Raw genomic sequence first — 17,011 nt, forward strand, 5'->3', positions numbered from 1 at the left:
GCCCGCCATGCGCATTTTATGGATACTGCCCTACTCGCCCTGGCCCGCCACCAGCGGCGGCAAGACGCGCCAGTTCCACTTGCTGCGCAGCCTGGCCGCGCGTGGGCACAGGATCACGTTGTTGCTGCATGACAAGCACCCCGTGTCGCTGACCGATCGCCAGGTGCTGGAAGCCTTCCTGGAACAGTTGATCATCCTGCCGCGCCGACCACTGCGCAGCGTGAAAACCCTGGTGGCCGGGCTGTTTGCGCCCTACCCGCTGCTGGCCAGTGTCAATGGCTTGTCAGGTGCACTGCAGGACACCTTCGACCCGTTGCTCAATGAGCATTGGGACGTGGTGCAGATCGAGCACTCCTACACCTTCCAACCCTATGAAGATGCCCTGGCGCGTAAATCCCAACCCTTTGTGCTGACCGAGCACAACGTGGAATCGGCGCTCGGCGCAGCGACCTACGACCGCCTGCCCCGCTGGGCGCTGCCCTTCATTCACTACGACCAATGGCGATACCGCCGCTGGGAGCGCCGCGTCATGCGCCAGGCCACGCAGGTGGTGGCGGTCACCGCCGGCGACGCGCAGGTGCTGGAGAACATCGCCGGCAAGCCCGTGCCCGTAGTGGTCAACGGCGTGGATTGCGCGCATTTCGCCGGTGCCCGTCCTGATCCCGCGGCGCGCCGTGTGCTGTTCCTCGGCAATTATGAATACGCTCCCAATGTGGACGCCATCGAGTGGGCATTGGATGAAATCCTGCCCAAGGTCTGGGAACAATGCCCGGATGCGCGCATGAGCGTGTGCGGCTTCGGCATGCCCGGCAGCTGGCGCGAACGCTGGCAGGACCCGCGTATCGAGTGGCAAGGTTTTGTGCCGAACCTGTTGGCGCTGCAATCGAGTTGCTCGGTATTCCTGGCCCCGTTGCGTCATGGTGGCGGTTCCAAGCTAAAAGTACTCGAAGCCCTGGCTGCGGGGTTGCCGTTGGCCAGCACCGAACAAGGGGTATCGGGCCTGGACCTGGTCGAAGGGGTGGATTACCTGGGCGGGCAGACCGCCAGCGGCCTGGCAGATTCAGTGGTGCGCCTGCTGCAATATCCCGCAGCGGCACTGCCCATGGGCGAGGCTGGCCGCGCCTATGCACGCCGGGCCCATGACTGGAGTGTCGCCGCCGGCCAGCTGGAGCAGGTGTACGCGACGCTCTCGCCGCTCAATCAAAAGGAGCCCACATGCGTGTAGGTCTGGATTACCGCACCGTCGGCACCTCGCCGCAATCGGGCATCAGCCGTCAGGTGTATGCGCTGGAAAATGCGCTGTGCAGCCTGCCGGGTATCGAGCTGGAGCGCTTCACGGTGGCCCCGCTGGGCGATGAAACTCGCTTGCGGGCCCACTGCCCGGCCTGGGGCTGCGCGAAAACCGCGATGCATCAGCCGCAGAACCGCCTGCGTTTCGAAGCCGGGTTCCTGCCGCGTGCCTTGCGTGAGCAACACATCGATGTGTACATCAGCACCTTCAATATGGGCCTGCCATTGCCCCCCAAGCCCAAGGGCATGCGTACCGTGGTGCTGTTGCATGACCTGTTCCAGATTACCTTGAACAACTACCACGCCAACCGTCTGAAGGCACTGATCTACAAAACCAGTGATCGCGTGTCGATTGCCTACGCGGTACACAGCGCCGACCGCGTGTGGACGCCCTCACAGTACAGCGCGGATGAAACCGTACGCCTGTTCCCCAAGGCGGCGGGCAAGATTCGTGTGCTGCCCAATCAGGTCGATGGGTTTGGCGAACCGCCGGCAGACCTCAGCGCCTATCAACTGCCGCAGCGCTACTGGCTGCTGGTCGGGACTCGCGAGCTGCGCAAGAACGTACCGTTCCTGGTGGAGGCCTGGCAGAAAGCCCGCCAGCAATCGCCCAACGTGCCGGAATTGGTGCTGGTGGGCAGCCTTGAGCACCTGCCCGAGGCCCAGCGCACGTTGCCAGGCATTCGCGCACTGAGCGGCGTGTCGGATGCCCAGTTACATGGGTTGTACCGGCAGGCATCGCGCCTGTGGCAACCGTCCTATGCCGAAGGTTTTGGTTTACCGGTCATCGAAGCGCTCAGTGTCGGCACCCCGGTGGCCGTGGCCAGCGGTACGTCGCTGGATGAAATCACGCCACCGTCGGCGGCGCGTTTTTCGCCCACCGACAGCGCAGCGCTGACCGCCTTGATGGTGAGCCTGAGCCAACAGCCCGATGAAGACTCATCCGAACAACATCGCCATTGGGCGCAGCGTTTCAACCACCATGCCTATCGCCGGCGCGTGGCCGAACTGATCGAGGAACTCACGTGAGAATAACCCTAGCAAGCCTCGTTGCGATTCTGTTCGGCCTGCTGTTCGGCGGGCTGGCCCTGGCACTTTCACCCGCCAAGGCGTTTCTGGCCGTGGTCGGCCTCGCGGCGGCCGTGACCATCCTGCGATTTCCGTTCTGGGGCTTGTTGCTCTTCGCGCTGGTGGCGACGTTCATGCCTTATTCGACCATCAACCTGGGGATCCGCAGTACGGTGAGCGAAGCGATCCTGGCGCTGACCTGGGGCGCCGTGATGTGGCACAGCTTCCTGGCCCGCCTGCCGGACACGCCGACCCTGTCACGCCGGCCGACGGACCAGATGCTGCTGTGGCTGATGCTGTTCAGCGTGTTCCCGTTCATCGTCGGCCAGGTCAGCATCCAGGCCGAGAGCAGCGGCGTGGCCAACTGGTTGCGCTGGTTGCTGAACCTCTCGGGCGTCTTCCTCACCGCCAAGTTGCTGGTGGATCAAAAACGCCGCGAGGCCTTGGTGATGGCCTTGTTGCTGGGCACCCTGGCAATGCTGGTGATGTCCATCGCCGTATTCATACGCACCCGTTCAGGGGCCGGGATTGCGCCGATCCTGGCGCTGCTCAATTACGGCAACTTCGACATGTTGAAATTCGGCCTGGAGGCGATGTCGTCACGCATGGGTTCGCCGTGGATGCACCCCAATGCCATCGGCGGGATCATGGCCTTGCTGTTGCCGCTGGCATTTTGCTTCGGCATGACCGAGCGCGGCTGGAAGCGTGCGCTGGGCCTGGGCGTGGCATGCCTGGGGGCGGCGGCGTTGCTGCTGGCCAGTAGCCGTGGGGCAATGGTCAGTCTGGCGTTGGTGTTGATCTGGATGGCCACGCGCCGCGTGCCATACACCGGGCGCTTGCTGATGGTCGGCGCGGTACTGACCGTGGCGCTGGTGATGGCCTACCCGCCATTGCAGGACCGCCTGGCGACGATCTTCTCGTCGAGCAACGCCAGTACCGAGGTCCGTGTCGATGAATACCGCATGTTCCCTCAAGCGGTGGCGGCCTATCCGTTCGGTATTGGTTTCAAGGTCGATCCGCCCGTGCCGGGCACGCACCTGCTGGGGATTTCCAACCTGTGGCTGAATTTCATCTACAAGACGGGCATCGTCGGCATGCTGCTGTTTGTAGCGGTCACCGTGCGCTGGTGGCGTGAAGCACGCCCGGAAGCCGGCCCGATCCGCCTGACCAAGGACAACGCGCTGTGGCTGGGTAGCACGGCGGGGATCCTGTCAGCGTTGGTCAGCGGTCTGTTTGACCACTACTTCAGTTTTGCCGTGGTGATGGTGGCGCTGTTCTGGCTGATGGTGGGCATCAACGTGCTGGAAGCACGCCGCTTGTTTCCGGCACGCCTGCCGCAGGACAAGACCGTGGCGTATCGCAAACCGTTGCTTGACGGCGTGCGGCCTTAAGCATGCTCGGTTCCGCCGTCTGGCTGACCCTGGCGACCCTGCTGGGCCTGTGCCTGGGGTTCGCGCGCGAGTGGCTGCTGGTGGCGGCCTGGGGCGCCGGGGAGCGTAGTGACGCCTTCCTGATCGCGCTGTTCTTGCCTGAGGCGTTGCGCATGTCGTTGGCCGGCGGTGTGTTGAGCGCCGCTGCCTTGCCGCTGTACCTGCAACGCAAGGACGGCGAACGCCTGGATTGGCTGGCGGTGTTGTTTCCCGCGTTGCTGCTGATTGCGCTGATGACCAGCCTGTTGTTGACGCTGTTGGCCCCCTGGCTGGTGCAGCTACTCGGCCCGGGGCTGGCGGCCAGCGCGACGGCCCTGGCGGCGAGTAATTTACAGGTCGTGGCCTGGTGCGTGCCGGGCTTGATGCTGCATGCGCTATTCAGTATTCCGTTGCAGGCAAGCGAGCGTTTTGTGCTGGCGGGCTTGGGCTCGCTGTTGTTCAACTTGCCGCCGGTGACTTACCTCGCGCTGGCAGGCACCGCGACTGAACCTCGCGCACTGGCCTTGGCCTGCCTGGCCGGTAGCCTGTTGATGCCACTGGCCTTGCTGCCGTCGATCTGGCGCCAAGGGTGGCGGCCATGGCGCTGGCAGTTGAGCATCACGCCGTTGCAGGAGCTGGGGCAACGCATCGGGCCACTGCTGCTGAGCAACGGTGCCAGCCAAGGTTTGGCGTTGATCGAGCGGCTGGTGGCCTCGCTGCTGGGTGAAGGCGCGGTGACGTGGGTCAACCTGGCGCGCAAGTTGATGAACCTGCCGCTGATTGCACTGATGAGCCTCAACCAGGTGCTGCTGGGCATGATGAGCCGCCGCCAGGGCGATGAGCGCCTGGCTTTGCTCAAGCGCGGCCTGGAGAGCGCCAGCGTGTTGACCTTGCCGGCCGGCGTCGGCCTGGTCGCGGCGGCGCCCAGCCTGGTCGCCTTGCTGCTGCCCAAGCAATCGGCGGATTCACCGTTGCCATTGCTGCTGGCCTGGTTCGCCGTACCGCTGGTGTTCGGCGCCTGGAACGCCCTGCTTGCGCGCTATGCCTACGCCGCCGGCGACACGCGACAGCCGCTGCGGTGCGAGTTGCTCGGTAGCCTGGTCAATGTGCTGTTGCTCGCGGCCTTGCCCTTTGTGTTTGGCCTGGCGGGCATTCCGCTGGCCGCATTGGCCGGGGTGATGTGCACGGCACTGTTGCTGATGCAGCGCCAGGCATTGCTCGCCGCCCTGCCCTGGGCGCGGCAGTGGCTGCTGAGTGCGTTGGTCATGGGCGCGGCCGCGCTGGGGCTGTTTTCAATTGAAGGCGTGTGGCTGCAACTGGGGCTGAGTACCCTGGCAGGCACCGTGGTGTTGCTGGGCATGGGGCTGTGGCTGAAGCCGTGGCGCAAGGCATGAATGATCGATCAGGAGTCGTTACGTGAAACAACGCTGGATTCAAATGGATATCGCCAAAGGCATCGGCATCCTGGTGATCGTGTATGGCCATAGTTGGTTTGTCGCCAACTCCCTGGACCTGCTCTATCCAATACTCGCCTCGTTTGTGTTGCCATTGTTCTTCTTCCTGTCCGGCGTGTTTTTCAAGCCCGAACAGCCGTTTGTGGAGATGGCGGTGCGCAAGGCCGATGGCCTGCTCAAGCCGTTTTTCTTCACCATGCTGATGTATGTGCTCGTACGCGATTTACTGCGCGGGCAGCCCCTGTTGCCGGATGTGGGCGGCGTGCTGTACGCCTCGGTGGACACTATTCCGTGGCAAGCGCTGTGGTTTTTACCGCACTTCTGGGTGGCGATTCTGTTCAGTTGGTTAATGCTGCGCCTGATCCAGCATCTGAAGTTGCCGTTGCTAGCGAGTTGCCTGCTGATGGTCGCGCAACTGTTGCTCGGCATCTGGGTACTGCCGTGGTTCTGGCAAGTACCGGTGACCATAGGCGGGCAAACCTGGACGATGCCTGGCCTGCCCTTCAGCCTCGAAGTCACCCTGATCAGCAGCACCTATTTTATCTACGGTTACCTGCTGCGCGACTGGCTACGCAGGCATGAGGGCTCGCTGCTGACCCTGGTGATTTCCATCGCCCTGTTCGCCGCCGTGTTTGTTTACAGCCGCGACACCATGGACCTGGCGCAACGACGCTATGACCACTGGTTGTGGACCAGTCTGCTGGCGGTGATCGGCGTGTATATGTGCTGGGCGCTGGCACGGGTGCTGATGGTATCGCCTCTATTGACCCGCATGATGACGTATATCGGCCAGTCAACGCTGATCGTGTTGATCTTTCACGGGGAAATCCAGCACAAGGCCGTGGACCTCATGGAGCGCCTGGGCCTGCATCCGTTCATGTCGGCCTGTCTGGGCCTGGTGATCGCGGTGGTGGTACCGCTGATGATTGGGGAAGTGATCAAGCGTGTGGCGGTCTTGCGGTTCTTCTACTTTCCGTTTCCGGTGCGCAAAGCCCCGAAAAGTTGAAAATACCACTCATACGATGTGGGAGCGGGCTTGCTCGCTCCCACACTTGTCATGCATGTTCAGTCATCAAGTTGTGACGCGGCGGGCTTACTGCCGGGCTTGGCCGATTTGGCGCCCTTGGCTGGAGGCGCTGCGGCAGGTTCCGGTTCAGCCGGTGCCGCAAGGTCTTTTTCGGCCTGGGGCATCTGGTCGATGGCGCTGAAGAACTCCTTCAAATCGAGGGTATCCGGTGGCACGGTCTTCTCGATTTTTTTCTCGCCGTCCTTGCCGATCAGGATCACCTTGGTCCCGCTGCCGGCACCCAGCTTGAGGGCCCGGATCAACGCATTGGTTTCCGGCGGCGTCAGCTTCTTGTTGTCCTTGGCTTCCTTGGCAAACTTTTCCCCTTCAGCGCCGATGCTGCCGAACTTCACGGTGTAGAACACCATATTGCGTTCTTCAAAGGATTGTTTGGTGGCGGGCTCGCTCAGTTGTTTCTGAAGAGTCGCCAAGGTGGAGTTTCCGGAATCAAGCTCCACAACCACCAGCGGACGGGTCTTGCCCATGTCTTGCTTGAGCGGGTTGATATCCTCAGCGGCCAACAGCGGCCCCGTTAAAGCCATCAAGGTAGCCAGGGTCAGCGACCGGATGAGCATGCGCACCTCCTTTGAATTCCATGCAGGGTTCTTGAGTTTCATGTGTGCGACAGTCAAATTCAAGGATGATTCCTACACCGCTTTACGAAAGAGTAGGACAGGACGCCCACGACGCAAGGGCTTGGATGGGGTCAGGCGCCATTGTTTCTTCTGATTGCGGAAACATTATGAGACTTCCCACAGAGGCCAATGCCGGGCGAACACCGGTGCCACGATGGGGTCAGCATCCACGTGCGCCAGACTCTGGGCGAAGCTTGGCGCCAAGGCGGTCAATACCTCACGCGCCTCATCCCAGTGCGAAACCGCGGCCGCCATGATGCCCAGGGCGTTCGGCACATTGCCGGGGGCGAACAACTGTTCGGCAAATTGATCGGCGAACACCACCCAGGCTTGATGCAGATAGCGTCGCGTACCACTGACCAGTTGCGCCTGCAGCGCCTCATCCGCATTACCCAGCCAGCGCTGCGGATAATCGATGATGCCGATCGCCGAATAGCAATTGGCGGCGATGTAGAGCAGGCCGCGCAGGATCTGCGCGCGGTTGCCGGCCAATAGATCCGACGCGGGAAACGCCATGCCCAGGTAGATCAGGATGGCAGCGCTTTCAGTCAGCACCTGCCCATCGGGGGTGACCAGCGTGGGAATCTGCTTGAGTGGGTTGATACGGGCCAGGGCTTCGGTGCCCTCGCCCTCCTGCCAGGAGCTGGCCTCTACCCGGTGCCACGGTACCCCACAACGTTGCAGGGCAATTTCGATCATGCATGAGCCGGAATCGTCGGTACCGTAGAGCGTATACATGGGCGTTCCCCCTGGTTTATCGCACTAGTCTGGCCTGCAAGTTCGCCTTCACCTGCGGCCACTCCGAGTCGATGATGCTGAAGCGCACCGAGTTGCGCTTGCGCCCGTCCGGCATGATGCGTTCGTGACGCACGATGCCTTCCTGCACGGCGCCCAGACGCAGGATGGCTGCGCGAGAGTTTTCGTTGAGTTCGTCGGTGGTGAATTGCACGCGCACGCAGTCGAGCACATCGAAGGCGTAGCTGAGCAACAACAGCTTGGCCTCGGTATTGATTGCCGATTTCTGAGTGGATTGCGCCAGCCAGGTGTGGCCGATCTCCAGCTTGCGGTTGACCCGATCGATCTTCCAGAAGCGCGTACTGCCCACGACCTCGCCAGTGCTCTTGCGCACGATGGTGAAGGGCATGACCGTACCGGCATGACGCCCGGCCAAGGCGGTCGCCATGTACGCGTCGATGGTGTCCGGGCCGGGGACGTTGGTAACCTTGAGGTTCCACAACTCACCGTCGGCGGCGGCCTGGAGCAAGGCCGCTGTGTGTTCGAGCTGCAAGGGTTGGAGTTCGACGATAGTGCCGGTCAAGGTGATCTGGGTCATGGAGAGCTGCGCCGTCTGCGAGTGGTCGTCAGAGGGCAAGAGTGCAGGCTTGCGCGGCGCTTCGGCAAGTGTTTTAGAACAGGCCCATTTGCCCGCCGACCAGGGTGCCGAAATCGTCGTTGACGAACGGCAGGATCGCATCGGCCACCGGCTGCAATTGCCGTGTGACGTAATGGTCGTAGTCGATCGCCGCCTGCCGCACCTCCAGCGGTTCCGGGCCGTTGAGCGTGATCACATAGCTGATCCAGCCACCGCGTTGGTACTGGCGCGGGCGGCCCAGGCGGTCGTTGTAGTCATCGGCCAGGCGTGCAGCGCGTACATGCGGTGGCACGTTGCGTTCGTAGTCATCCAATTGACGACGCAGGCGCTTGCGGTAGATCAGCAGTTCATCGAACTCACCGCTCAAGGTGCGCCGCACGTAGTCGCGCACGTAGTCCTGATGGGGCTGGCGATGGAAGATGCGCCGGTAGAGTTCCTGCTGGAACTGCCGCGCCAGGGGCGACCAGTCGCTGCGCACGGTTTCCAGGCCCTTGTAGACCATTTCCTCACTGCCATCATCGCGCACGACCAAGCCCGCGTAGCGCTTTTTGCTGCCCTCCTCCGCGCCGCGAATGGTCGGCATGAGGAAACGGCTGAAGTGCGTTTCGTATTGCAGCTCCAAAGCACTTTGCAGGCCGAATTCGCGCTGTAAATGCTCACGCCACCAAGCGTTGACGTGCTGGACCAGCGCCTGGCCGATGCGGCCGGCATCGGCTTGGGAATGGGCTTTGCCCAGCCAGACAAAGGTGGAATCCGTGTCACCGTAAATCACTTCGTAACCCTGGGCTTCGACCAGCTTGCGCGTCTGGCGCATGATCTGGTGCCCACGCATCGTGATCGACGAAGCCAGCCGCGTATCGAAGAACCGGCAGCCGCTGGAACCGAGCACACCATAGAAGGCGTTCATGATGATTTTCAGGGCCTGGGACAACGGAGCGTTGTGTTCACGCTTGGCCACTTCACGGCCTTCGGAAACACGAGCGACGATGGACGGCAGGCAATGGCGGGTGCGAGAGAACCGCGCACCGCGAAAGCCTTCCACTGACGCACTGTCTTCGGGGTGCTTGAGGCCTTCGATCAAGCCCACCGGATCGATCAGGAAGCTGCGGATGATCGACGGATAGAGGCTTTTGTAATCCAGCACCAATACCGACTCGTACAGACCGGGACGCGAGTCCATGACAAACCCGCCGGGGCTGGCCTGGGGTGGTTTGTCGCCCAGGTTCGGGGCGACAAAGCCCTGGCGGTGCATCAGCGGCATGTACAAATGGGTGAAGGCGGCGACGGAGCCGCCGCTACGGTCGGCCGGCAACCCAGTGACGCTGGCCCGCTCCAGCAGGAACTTGAGCAAGTCGGTCTTGGCGAAAATCCGTGTGACCAATTCGCAGTCCTTGAGGTTGTAGCGTGCCAGGGCGGGCTTGTCCTCGGCAAACATGCGGTTGATTTCGTCCATGCGCTGATAGGGTGTGGAGATGTCCTTGCCTTCGCCGAGCAGGGTTTGCGCGACGTTTTCCAGGCTGAAGGACTCGAAACTCCAAGTGGCCGAACGCAGTGCCTCGATGCCGTCGATGATCAACCGCCCCGCTGCCGCCGCGAAGTAGTGATTGCGGCTGCCGTGTTCGCGCCACGTCATGGTTTCACCGCCGCGCCCCAGCAACAACGGTACATTGAGACGCTGGGCGTGCTCATGCAGCACGCGCAGGTCGAACTGCACCAGGTTCCAGCCGATGATCGCATCGGGGTCATGGGTGGCAAGCCACAGGTTGAGGCGTTCGAGCAGTTGGGCGCGGGTCTCGCAGTAGTCGAGCTTGAAATCTACCGCAGCGGTTTTGTTGGGTGGGCCGAGCATGTACACCTGACGCTCGCCGCAGCCTTCAAGAGCAATGGAATAGAGATCGCCCTGGGCGGTGGTCTCGATGTCGAGGGATACCAGCTTGAGCGGCGGGCGGTAGTCAGGCGCGGGTTTCATCTGCGCATCGCCCAACACGCCCATTGCATCAGGCGTGCCACCGAACCACACGGGTGCGGTGATGAAGCGCTCCATCATGTAGCGCTCCGGTGGGCGTACGTCGCCTTCGTAGACATCGACACCGGCGGCACGCAGGCGCTTTTCCAAGTCCATCAATTGGCGATGCTGGCGAGTGTAGAGGCCCAGCACCGGACGATGATGAAAGTCGCACAGCTGCAACGGGCGCAATTCGATATCACGCTCGCCTTTGAGCAGCCAATCCAGCGGCTTGCGATGGGCCTGAGGAATGAACATCACCGAGGTCTGCACGGGCAGCCGGATACACCGCGGGCCATGGTCCGTGGCCAGCCAGAAACTGACCTCCGTGCCTGCCGGAGTGTCGCGCCAATGCCGGGTCAGGACAAAACCCTGCTGTAAATCCAACGTACCGCACCTCAGGAATCGCTTTCAGAGCGTGATTCTACTCGGCATTCGTCTTTTTGACCCAAGGCGATCCGCGGGTGGCGAAGTTGTCGGCGACGGTGGATTTCTAATCACCCCGCCCACTGCATCGGTTGTCAGCGCATTTGATTATTAGAATGGGCTGGCAATATCAAATGGCTATATAGGAAAATAGCGCGATTATAGAGAAGGATTTCGCGCATGTCGTTCGTACCCCGCCGTCTCACCCTACCTATTTCGTTGATTGTTTCGAGTGCCTGGTTCACTGAAGCCAGCCATGCGCAAATCCTGATTGATACGCCAACCACAACGGCCCAGACCGTGGGCAGTGGCGCCTTTTTTGATCCCAGCCTTGCAGTGACCAAAACCGGCAGTATTAACAGTACTGCTACGGCCGTCGACATACGCAAAAACCTTCCTGAAGGGCAGCGCGATGTCTTCATTCGCAATGACGGCGCTATCACTAGCGGAGCTGGATTCGACGCAGTCAACCTAGGCCACGGGAATACTGTGCGCTTCGAAAACGCGGGCGTGATCTCAGGTGGCCTCCATGGTATCTCCGGCGATCAGATCGATACGCTGAGCAACTCAGGCACACTTATCGGACGTAACGGTGCGGGGCTTTCCGTTGCTGGTAACGGCAATGTTTACAATTACGGCACGATCACTGGCAGCCGAGATGGCCGGCTGGAGAACGTCAATGGCGACGGAGTGCGAATTGGTGGCATCGCCTACATCTACAACCCAGGCGATATTCGAGCCACCGGCGCCAGTGGCGTAAACAAAAACGGCCGGAACAATACCAGCGACGGTGTATCCGTCGGAGGCGGTTATATGTTCAATGGGGGAACGTACGACTTCGTTACGCCGCGTACCGGCTCCATCACTGGCGCCGACAATGGCCTGCTGGTCAGCGATGGCCATGACGGGCCAGCATCGGGCGCCATGGAGTTCAGAAACTTCGTCGACTTGCGCGGACTCAACGGGTACGGCGCACGGTTCATTGGCGACTTTGACGATCAGGTGCACAACGGTGGCCTGATCAGTGGCGGCAACGGTGTGGCCCTTGACCTGGGCGGCGGCAATGACACTCTGACGCTGTACCGTGGCGCCCGGTTTGAGGGCTTGGTCGATGGCGGGTCGGGGCATAACACGATGATTCTGGAAGGCTCCAATTATTACTGGGACCCGGAACGAGCGCTTGATGGGACGGTTGAAACAACACGGAACTTCGACACTTTGAAAGTCAATGGCGGGTACTGGGTACTCAATGGTCACAATGACTTCAGAGAAGGCGCACGCGTAACTTCTGGTGCCATCCTGAATAATCAGGGCGGCATCGCCGGCGACGTGATAGTCGACCCAGGCGCCTATTACAAGGGTCGAGGCTCACTGAATAACCTGATCATCAACGGGCGATTGATCACTGACACCGTCGTGGGGGCTCCACAGGTCAACGGCAACCTAGTCATGAATCCAGGCTCTACATTCGAATTCGTAACCCGCTCAGACGGTAGCGCAGCAACGACCCATGTTGCCGGTAATGCCCAACTTAATGGCGCCTATTTGTCGCTTCAACCAGGTTATTCGGTGATGGAGTATCCATGGCACAGCACCTATACGATATTGCAAGCAGGCAGTATCACAGGCACCTTCGATGAGTCCTACCTGCCGGGCTACGCCTTCCTGTTGCCGAAACTCAGCTACGAAAACAACCAAGTGAACCTGAGCTACACCCGCAACGATATAGAATTCATCGACTACGCCCGCACCGCCAACGCTGCCCGCGCGGCAAACAGCATCGAGTCGATCACTTGGAGCCATTGGAAAAACTGGGACGGCTCGTATCCCTACCCATCCATGATTCCCAATCCAAATCCACTCTACGACGCATTGCTGGGCACTTCCGAATTAACCGCCAGTGCCGCCATCGAAGCCCTGGCAGGCAGTAGCTACGCTAACCTGGCCAGCGCCACTCTGGCGGCCAGCGCCCAGGTCGGTACGTCGATGCTGTCAGCCATGCGCCAGATGAGCAGTAGTTCCAGCTTGCTGGTTGGACTTGAATCGACGCAAACCCCGGCGTTGGCAGCCACCGGTATCCCCAGCAGCGCCCGCAACCTCAATGACCCGCACGCCCGCGCTCGCGTGTGGCTGCAAGGTATCGGTAGCTACGGCAAACTCGACGGCCAGCACGGCACCGACGCCTCGCAACAGCGCACCCAAGGCAGTCTGCTGGGCGTGGATTGGTCATTGTCATCCCTCTGGCGCTTGGGCGTATTGGGCGGTTATTCGAAGACTGACATCGACAGCCACAACGTCGACAACACATTGCGCAGTTGGCACGTAGGGGCGTACGCCGTGCGCCAGGATGGCCCGCTCGCCCTGCGATTGGGCGCTGCGTACAGCCATCACACGGGCGATAACAAACGCACGGTGGCATTCGAAGGTTTCAGCGATCGCCCCAAGGGTGACTACAATGCCGACAGCCAACAAGCCTTTGCCGAATTGGGTTACGCCTTGGGCAGCGGTCGATTCAGCATTGAGCCGTTCGCCAACCTCGGTTACCAGCGCTATCACCGCGACAGCTATTCCGAAAAAGGCGGCGATGCTTCACTCAAGGTGAGTGCCCAAACTCTGGATAACCTCAGCAGCACCTTCGGCGCACGCGTAGCTCATCTCAGCCAGCTGGACAATGGCATCAGCCTCACACCCCGCGCCACTCTCGGTTGGCGGCACCTGTATGGCAATGTCGACAGTGAAACACGCCAGGCATTCTTGGTCGGCGGTGACGCCTTCAGTGTTGAAGGCAGCGCACTGGACCGCGACAGCTTGATGGTCGAAGTGGGGGTGGATGTTGGCTTGTCTGCACAGCAGAGGTTTAGTGTCGGGTACAACGGCGAACTCGGCAGCAGCAGCCGTAACAACGCACTGGTCGGTCAATGGCAGATGAGTTTCTAACGAGCAGGGTTATCCGAGTACCCTGGAAGTCATCACCGCTCACGAAGGCTGACTCAAGTGAACACGGGCATCAATACTGATGCCCGTGGGGTCAGGCTCGGCGGGATTGGCCCAAGTAAGTTTCGATATTACCCATTTGCTCGTCCCAGCCACGGGAGTTCATCTTGAAGGCTTTTTGGCGGCGGGCGGCAGGGATAGCATCAAACCCGGACTCGACAACCCGCAGCAGAATGCCCGGCGCACGGTCCTCAAGGGTGAACTCCACCAGTGTCGGGGACTCCTTGTCGTAGTCGATGTCCTGCTCGATCGCGTAAGGATGCCAGCAGAAGGAAAACAGGGTTTGCGGCAGGATGCGTTCGATCTTGGCCTTCCACATCACATGTTCATAACCGGGGTAAGTAATCGGGGCTTCGATGGTTTCACCCGCGACGAAGCTCTTGCCTTTGAGGGCAATGCCGAACCAACTGCCAAACTTTTCGGCGTCGGTCAGGGCCTCCCAGATCTGTTTGCGTGAAGCGTTGAGCAGGACTTTCCGTTCGATGCGATCTAATACAAGCATAAGTCACCTCCTCCATTGACAGTAGGCGACATCGATCAATGCGCAACCTTGAGTTATGCGCGATGATGGTGCCCCTACCCTCGACACGGCCGCCGTACTTTATGACTGACCCGTTGAACGGAAGTTGCTTCTGCAAAGCTGTGCGCTATCAGGTGGACAGCCTCGACATGCCTATCAGCCATTGCCACTGTGACAGTTGCCGCAAAACCCATGCAGCTGCGTTCGTCGCCACTGCCGGGGTGATGCGTGAGCACTTTCGCTGGATACAGGGTAAGGAACTGCTGTCGGCGTTTGAATCGTCGCCGGGCAAGCTGAGACATTTCTGCTCACGTTGCGGATCACATCTGATGGCGGAACGCGGGCATCAGCCCCATGTGATCGTTCGAGTGGCGACGCTAGATGATGACCCGGGCGTCAGGCCCACTTCGCATATCTGGACGAGCCACGATGTGCCGTGGCTGGCTCATGAGGATTTGGAGTGCGTGGCGCGACCAGCCTGACCTGCCCCGGCTTAGACGTGCGGGTCGCCGGGGGCTTTGGCCGGCGCGGCATATTGGGGTTTCAAGTGCCCCTCTTGATCGAGTAGCCAGGCATCCATGATCTGACGTACCACGGGACCGGCGACTCGGCCACCAGCCTCACCGTTCTCGATCATGACCGAGATGACGATCTCCGGATGTTCCGCCGGGGCAAACCCGACGAACAAGGCGTTGTCGCGATGGCGCTCCAGGGTTTTGTTACGGTCGTAACGTTCGCCTTGCTTGATCGCGACCACCTGCGCCGTACCGCTCTTGCCGGCGATGCGGTATTGCGCACCTTGCGCCGCGGCCCGTGCGATACCACGCGGGTCGTGCATCACAAGCTGCATGCCGTGATTGACCTGTTCCCAATCACGCGGGTCCTTGAGGACTACGTTGGGCATCGGATGTTCATCCACTGGAGGCACACCGTTGATGGTCTTCGCCAGATGCGGTCGGTTCCACACACCTTTGTTGGCGATCAACGCGGTGGCTTGGGCCAATTGCAGTGGCGTGACTTGCATATAACCCTGGCCGATACCCAGGATCACGGTTTCCCCCGGGAACCAGGGTTGGCGCCGTGTGGCGCGCTTCCAGGCTTGAGACGGCATCAGGCCAGCAGACTCCTCGAACATATCCAGGGAGACTTTCTGACCAAGACCGAATTCCGCCAGGTAGTCATGCAACCGGTCAATCCCGAGTTTGTGGGCCAGGTCGTAAAAATAGGTGTCGTTGGAACGCATGATTGCCGCGTCCATATCCACCCAGCCGTCGCCACTGTGATTCCAGTTTCGGTATTTGTGGTCAAAGTCGGGCAACTGATAGTAACCAGGGTCGAACACTCGGGTTTGAGCGGTGACGACACCACTGTCGAGACCGGCGATGGCCACTTCCGGCTTGATGGTCGAGCCGGGCGCGTAAAGACCGCGCAACACGCGGTTGAACAGCGGACGGTCGATGGAATCGTGCAGCGCGGCGTATTCCTTGAAGCTGATACCGGTGACGAACAGGTTCGGGTCGAAGCTCGGCTTGCTGACCATGGCGAGCACCTCGCCCGTACGTGGATCAAGTGCCACCACCGAGCCGCGACGGTCGCCCAGGGCCTCTTCGGCGGCCTCCTGGAGTTTGACGTCGAGGCTCAGCACGATGTTTTTGCCGGGGATCGGGTCGGTGTGCTTGAGAACGCGTAATACGCGGCCCTGAGCGTTAGTCTCGACCTCCTCATAGCCGACATGGCCATGCAGCTCAGACTCATAGAACCGCTCGATGCCGGTCTTGCCGATGGACTGGGTACCGCGGTATTCCACAGAATCGAGGGACTTGGATTCTTTTTCGTTGATGCGACCGACGTAGCCGATCGAATGAGCGAAATGCGGGCCCAACGGATAGTGCCGCACGAACTGCGGCTCAACGTCCACGCCTGGCAGACGAAATTCGTTGACGGCCAAAACGGCAATCTGTTCTTCAGTCAGTTCATAAAATAGCGTAACGGGCACAAACGGATGGCGCGCTTGTTTCAGCGCCTTGTCGAACACTGCACGGTCTTCGGCGGGTAGGTGCAGCAGATTGACGATGGCATCCAACTCGCCCTTGAGGTCGGTAGTACGCTCTCGGGTGATCGTCAGGTTGTAGCTGGGGCGGTTATCAGCCAGCACGACGCCATTGCGGTCATAGATCAAACCACGGGTCGGCGTGATCGGCAGTACGTGGACCCGGTTGTTTTCTGAAATCGTGGAGTGGTAGTCGTATTGCACCACTTGCAGAAAATACAGGCGCCCCACCAGGGCACAGGTGATACCAATCACCAGCAGCGCGCAGGCGAACAGACGCTTGTTGACCAAACGGTTTTCTTTTTCGTGATCTTTGATCGGTATCGCTTCAGGCATTTCTACAGCATCTCGTTGAAGAGGGTCGACGCCGCATCCTGCGGATAAAGATCAATCCTTGTGAAAATGTACTGCACCATACCAAAAATGCAGAAACACTTTGCATCGATTTCCCCAACGGCATGTGTTTTGTCAGGTGAACACGGACTTTGGCTCTAGAAAGGCTTCAAGCCATAGGGGGACATGTTTGCGACCGATGCCCGATAGGTTAGGCGCGCGGGGCTCGTGGGATGAGTAATTGTGCTGACACACGCGGCTCAAGACAATTGGCTTGAACCCACTGGCGCCGCGCCGCAGCCAGCTTGCCACTTTTCGATCGCCCAAAACAAAACCCCATCTGCTTTCGCAAATGGGGTTTCGGAATTTAATCTTGACGATGACCTACT

At 60.4% G+C, this 17,011-nt stretch carries 13 protein-coding genes; 7 read left to right on the forward strand and 6 right to left on the reverse strand.

The genetic code is table 11. The annotated features are described in order from the left end of the window. Positions 1-7: 7 nt before the first annotated feature. From ACQRBT_RS26505 to ACQRBT_RS26525, 5 genes are read left to right on the forward strand one after another with little or no spacing between them, the layout of a single operon-like run. On the forward strand, positions 8-1,225 hold the full coding sequence (locus tag ACQRBT_RS26505) for a glycosyltransferase family 4 protein (protein WP_104993221.1): 1,218 nt from the start codon (positions 8-10) through the stop codon (positions 1,223-1,225). Continuing rightward, positions 1,216-2,319, forward strand: a complete 1,104-nt coding sequence (locus ACQRBT_RS26510; protein WP_104993220.1) for a glycosyltransferase family 4 protein — start codon at positions 1,216-1,218, stop codon at positions 2,317-2,319. Before ACQRBT_RS26505 ends, ACQRBT_RS26510 begins: the two co-directional genes overlap by 10 nt. Positions 2,320-2,321: 2 nt before the next feature. Next, entirely contained in the window at positions 2,322-3,749 is a 1,428-nt protein-coding gene (locus tag ACQRBT_RS26515; protein ID WP_198763221.1) for an O-antigen ligase family protein, read from the forward strand. Between the two features lie 2 nt (positions 3,750-3,751). After that, a complete protein-coding gene (gene murJ, locus ACQRBT_RS26520) occupies positions 3,752-5,161 on the forward strand; it encodes a murein biosynthesis integral membrane protein MurJ (protein ID WP_412047654.1) in 1,410 nt (469 codons plus the stop codon). A gap of 22 nt (positions 5,162-5,183) precedes the next feature. After that, positions 5,184-6,227, forward strand: coding sequence for an acyltransferase family protein (locus ACQRBT_RS26525; protein ID WP_162843541.1), 1,044 nt, complete (start codon positions 5,184-5,186; stop codon positions 6,225-6,227). Between the two features lie 59 nt (positions 6,228-6,286). On the opposite strand, the gene ACQRBT_RS26530 is transcribed toward ACQRBT_RS26525, so the two are convergent. From ACQRBT_RS26530 to ACQRBT_RS26545, 4 genes are all read right to left on the reverse strand, one after another. Continuing rightward, entirely contained in the window at positions 6,287-6,862 is a 576-nt protein-coding gene (locus ACQRBT_RS26530; RefSeq protein ID WP_412047655.1) for a DUF4174 domain-containing protein, read from the reverse strand. Positions 6,863-7,027: 165 nt separating this feature from the next. Further along, positions 7,028-7,660 carry a glutathione S-transferase family protein gene (locus ACQRBT_RS26535; RefSeq protein ID WP_412047656.1) on the reverse strand — a complete coding sequence of 211 codons (633 nt, stop codon included), beginning with the start codon at positions 7,658-7,660 and terminating at the stop codon, positions 7,028-7,030. A gap of 16 nt (positions 7,661-7,676) precedes the next feature. Beyond that, complete coding sequence (locus ACQRBT_RS26540) at positions 7,677-8,255, reverse strand: GNAT family N-acetyltransferase (protein WP_161550200.1); 579 nt, start codon at positions 8,253-8,255, stop codon at positions 7,677-7,679. Between the two features lie 73 nt (positions 8,256-8,328). Further along, positions 8,329-10,686 (reverse strand): DNA polymerase II, encoded by a 2,358-nt coding sequence (locus tag ACQRBT_RS26545; RefSeq protein WP_412047657.1) that lies wholly within the window; start codon positions 10,684-10,686, stop codon positions 8,329-8,331. A gap of 219 nt (positions 10,687-10,905) precedes the next feature. On the opposite strand from ACQRBT_RS26545, the gene ACQRBT_RS26550 reads away from it, so the two are divergent. Continuing rightward, positions 10,906-13,662: an autotransporter domain-containing protein gene (locus ACQRBT_RS26550; RefSeq protein WP_412047658.1), complete on the forward strand. Its 2,757-nt coding sequence runs from the start codon at positions 10,906-10,908 to the stop codon at positions 13,660-13,662. 91 nt (positions 13,663-13,753) lie between these two features. Here ACQRBT_RS26550 and ACQRBT_RS26555 read toward each other — a convergent pair whose 3' ends face one another. Beyond that, positions 13,754-14,221 (reverse strand): SRPBCC family protein, encoded by a 468-nt coding sequence (locus ACQRBT_RS26555; RefSeq protein WP_412047659.1) that lies wholly within the window; start codon positions 14,219-14,221, stop codon positions 13,754-13,756. Between the two features lie 101 nt (positions 14,222-14,322). On the opposite strand from ACQRBT_RS26555, the gene ACQRBT_RS26560 reads away from it, so the two are divergent. Then, a complete protein-coding gene (locus ACQRBT_RS26560; RefSeq protein ID WP_412047660.1) occupies positions 14,323-14,721 on the forward strand; it encodes a GFA family protein in 399 nt (132 codons plus the stop codon). Positions 14,722-14,732: 11 nt separating this feature from the next. On the opposite strand, the gene mrdA is transcribed toward ACQRBT_RS26560, so the two are convergent. Beyond that, on the reverse strand, positions 14,733-16,625 hold the full coding sequence (gene mrdA / locus ACQRBT_RS26565) for a penicillin-binding protein 2 (protein WP_060752352.1): 1,893 nt from the start codon (positions 16,623-16,625) through the stop codon (positions 14,733-14,735). Positions 16,626-17,011 lie beyond the last annotated feature (386 nt).

The organism is Pseudomonas sp. R19M, from assembly GCF_050312585.1.
In the GTDB taxonomy this organism is placed as follows: Bacteria; Pseudomonadota; Gammaproteobacteria; order Pseudomonadales; family Pseudomonadaceae; genus Aquipseudomonas; species Aquipseudomonas palleroniana.

Bases quoted from the DNA above. Each gene is read 5' to 3' on its own strand.
- mrdA (WP_060752352.1), bottom strand. From the start codon at position 16,625: ATGCCTGAAGCGATACCGATCAAAGATCACGAAAAAGAAAACCGTTTG.
- ACQRBT_RS26505 (WP_104993221.1), top strand. From the start codon at position 8: ATGCGCATTTTATGGATACTGCCCTACTCGCCCTGGCCCGCCACCAGC.
- ACQRBT_RS26550 (WP_412047658.1), top strand. From the start codon at position 10,906: ATGTCGTTCGTACCCCGCCGTCTCACCCTACCTATTTCGTTGATTGTT.
- ACQRBT_RS26555 (WP_412047659.1), bottom strand. From the start codon at position 14,221: ATGCTTGTATTAGATCGCATCGAACGGAAAGTCCTGCTCAACGCTTCA.
- ACQRBT_RS26560 (WP_412047660.1), top strand. From the start codon at position 14,323: ATGACTGACCCGTTGAACGGAAGTTGCTTCTGCAAAGCTGTGCGCTAT.
- ACQRBT_RS26510 (WP_104993220.1), top strand. From the start codon at position 1,216: ATGCGTGTAGGTCTGGATTACCGCACCGTCGGCACCTCGCCGCAATCG.
- ACQRBT_RS26530 (WP_412047655.1), bottom strand. From the start codon at position 6,862: ATGCTCATCCGGTCGCTGACCCTGGCTACCTTGATGGCTTTAACGGGG.
- murJ (WP_412047654.1), top strand. From the start codon at position 3,752: ATGCTCGGTTCCGCCGTCTGGCTGACCCTGGCGACCCTGCTGGGCCTG.
- ACQRBT_RS26535 (WP_412047656.1), bottom strand. From the start codon at position 7,660: ATGTATACGCTCTACGGTACCGACGATTCCGGCTCATGCATGATCGAA.
- ACQRBT_RS26540 (WP_161550200.1), bottom strand. From the start codon at position 8,255: ATGACCCAGATCACCTTGACCGGCACTATCGTCGAACTCCAACCCTTG.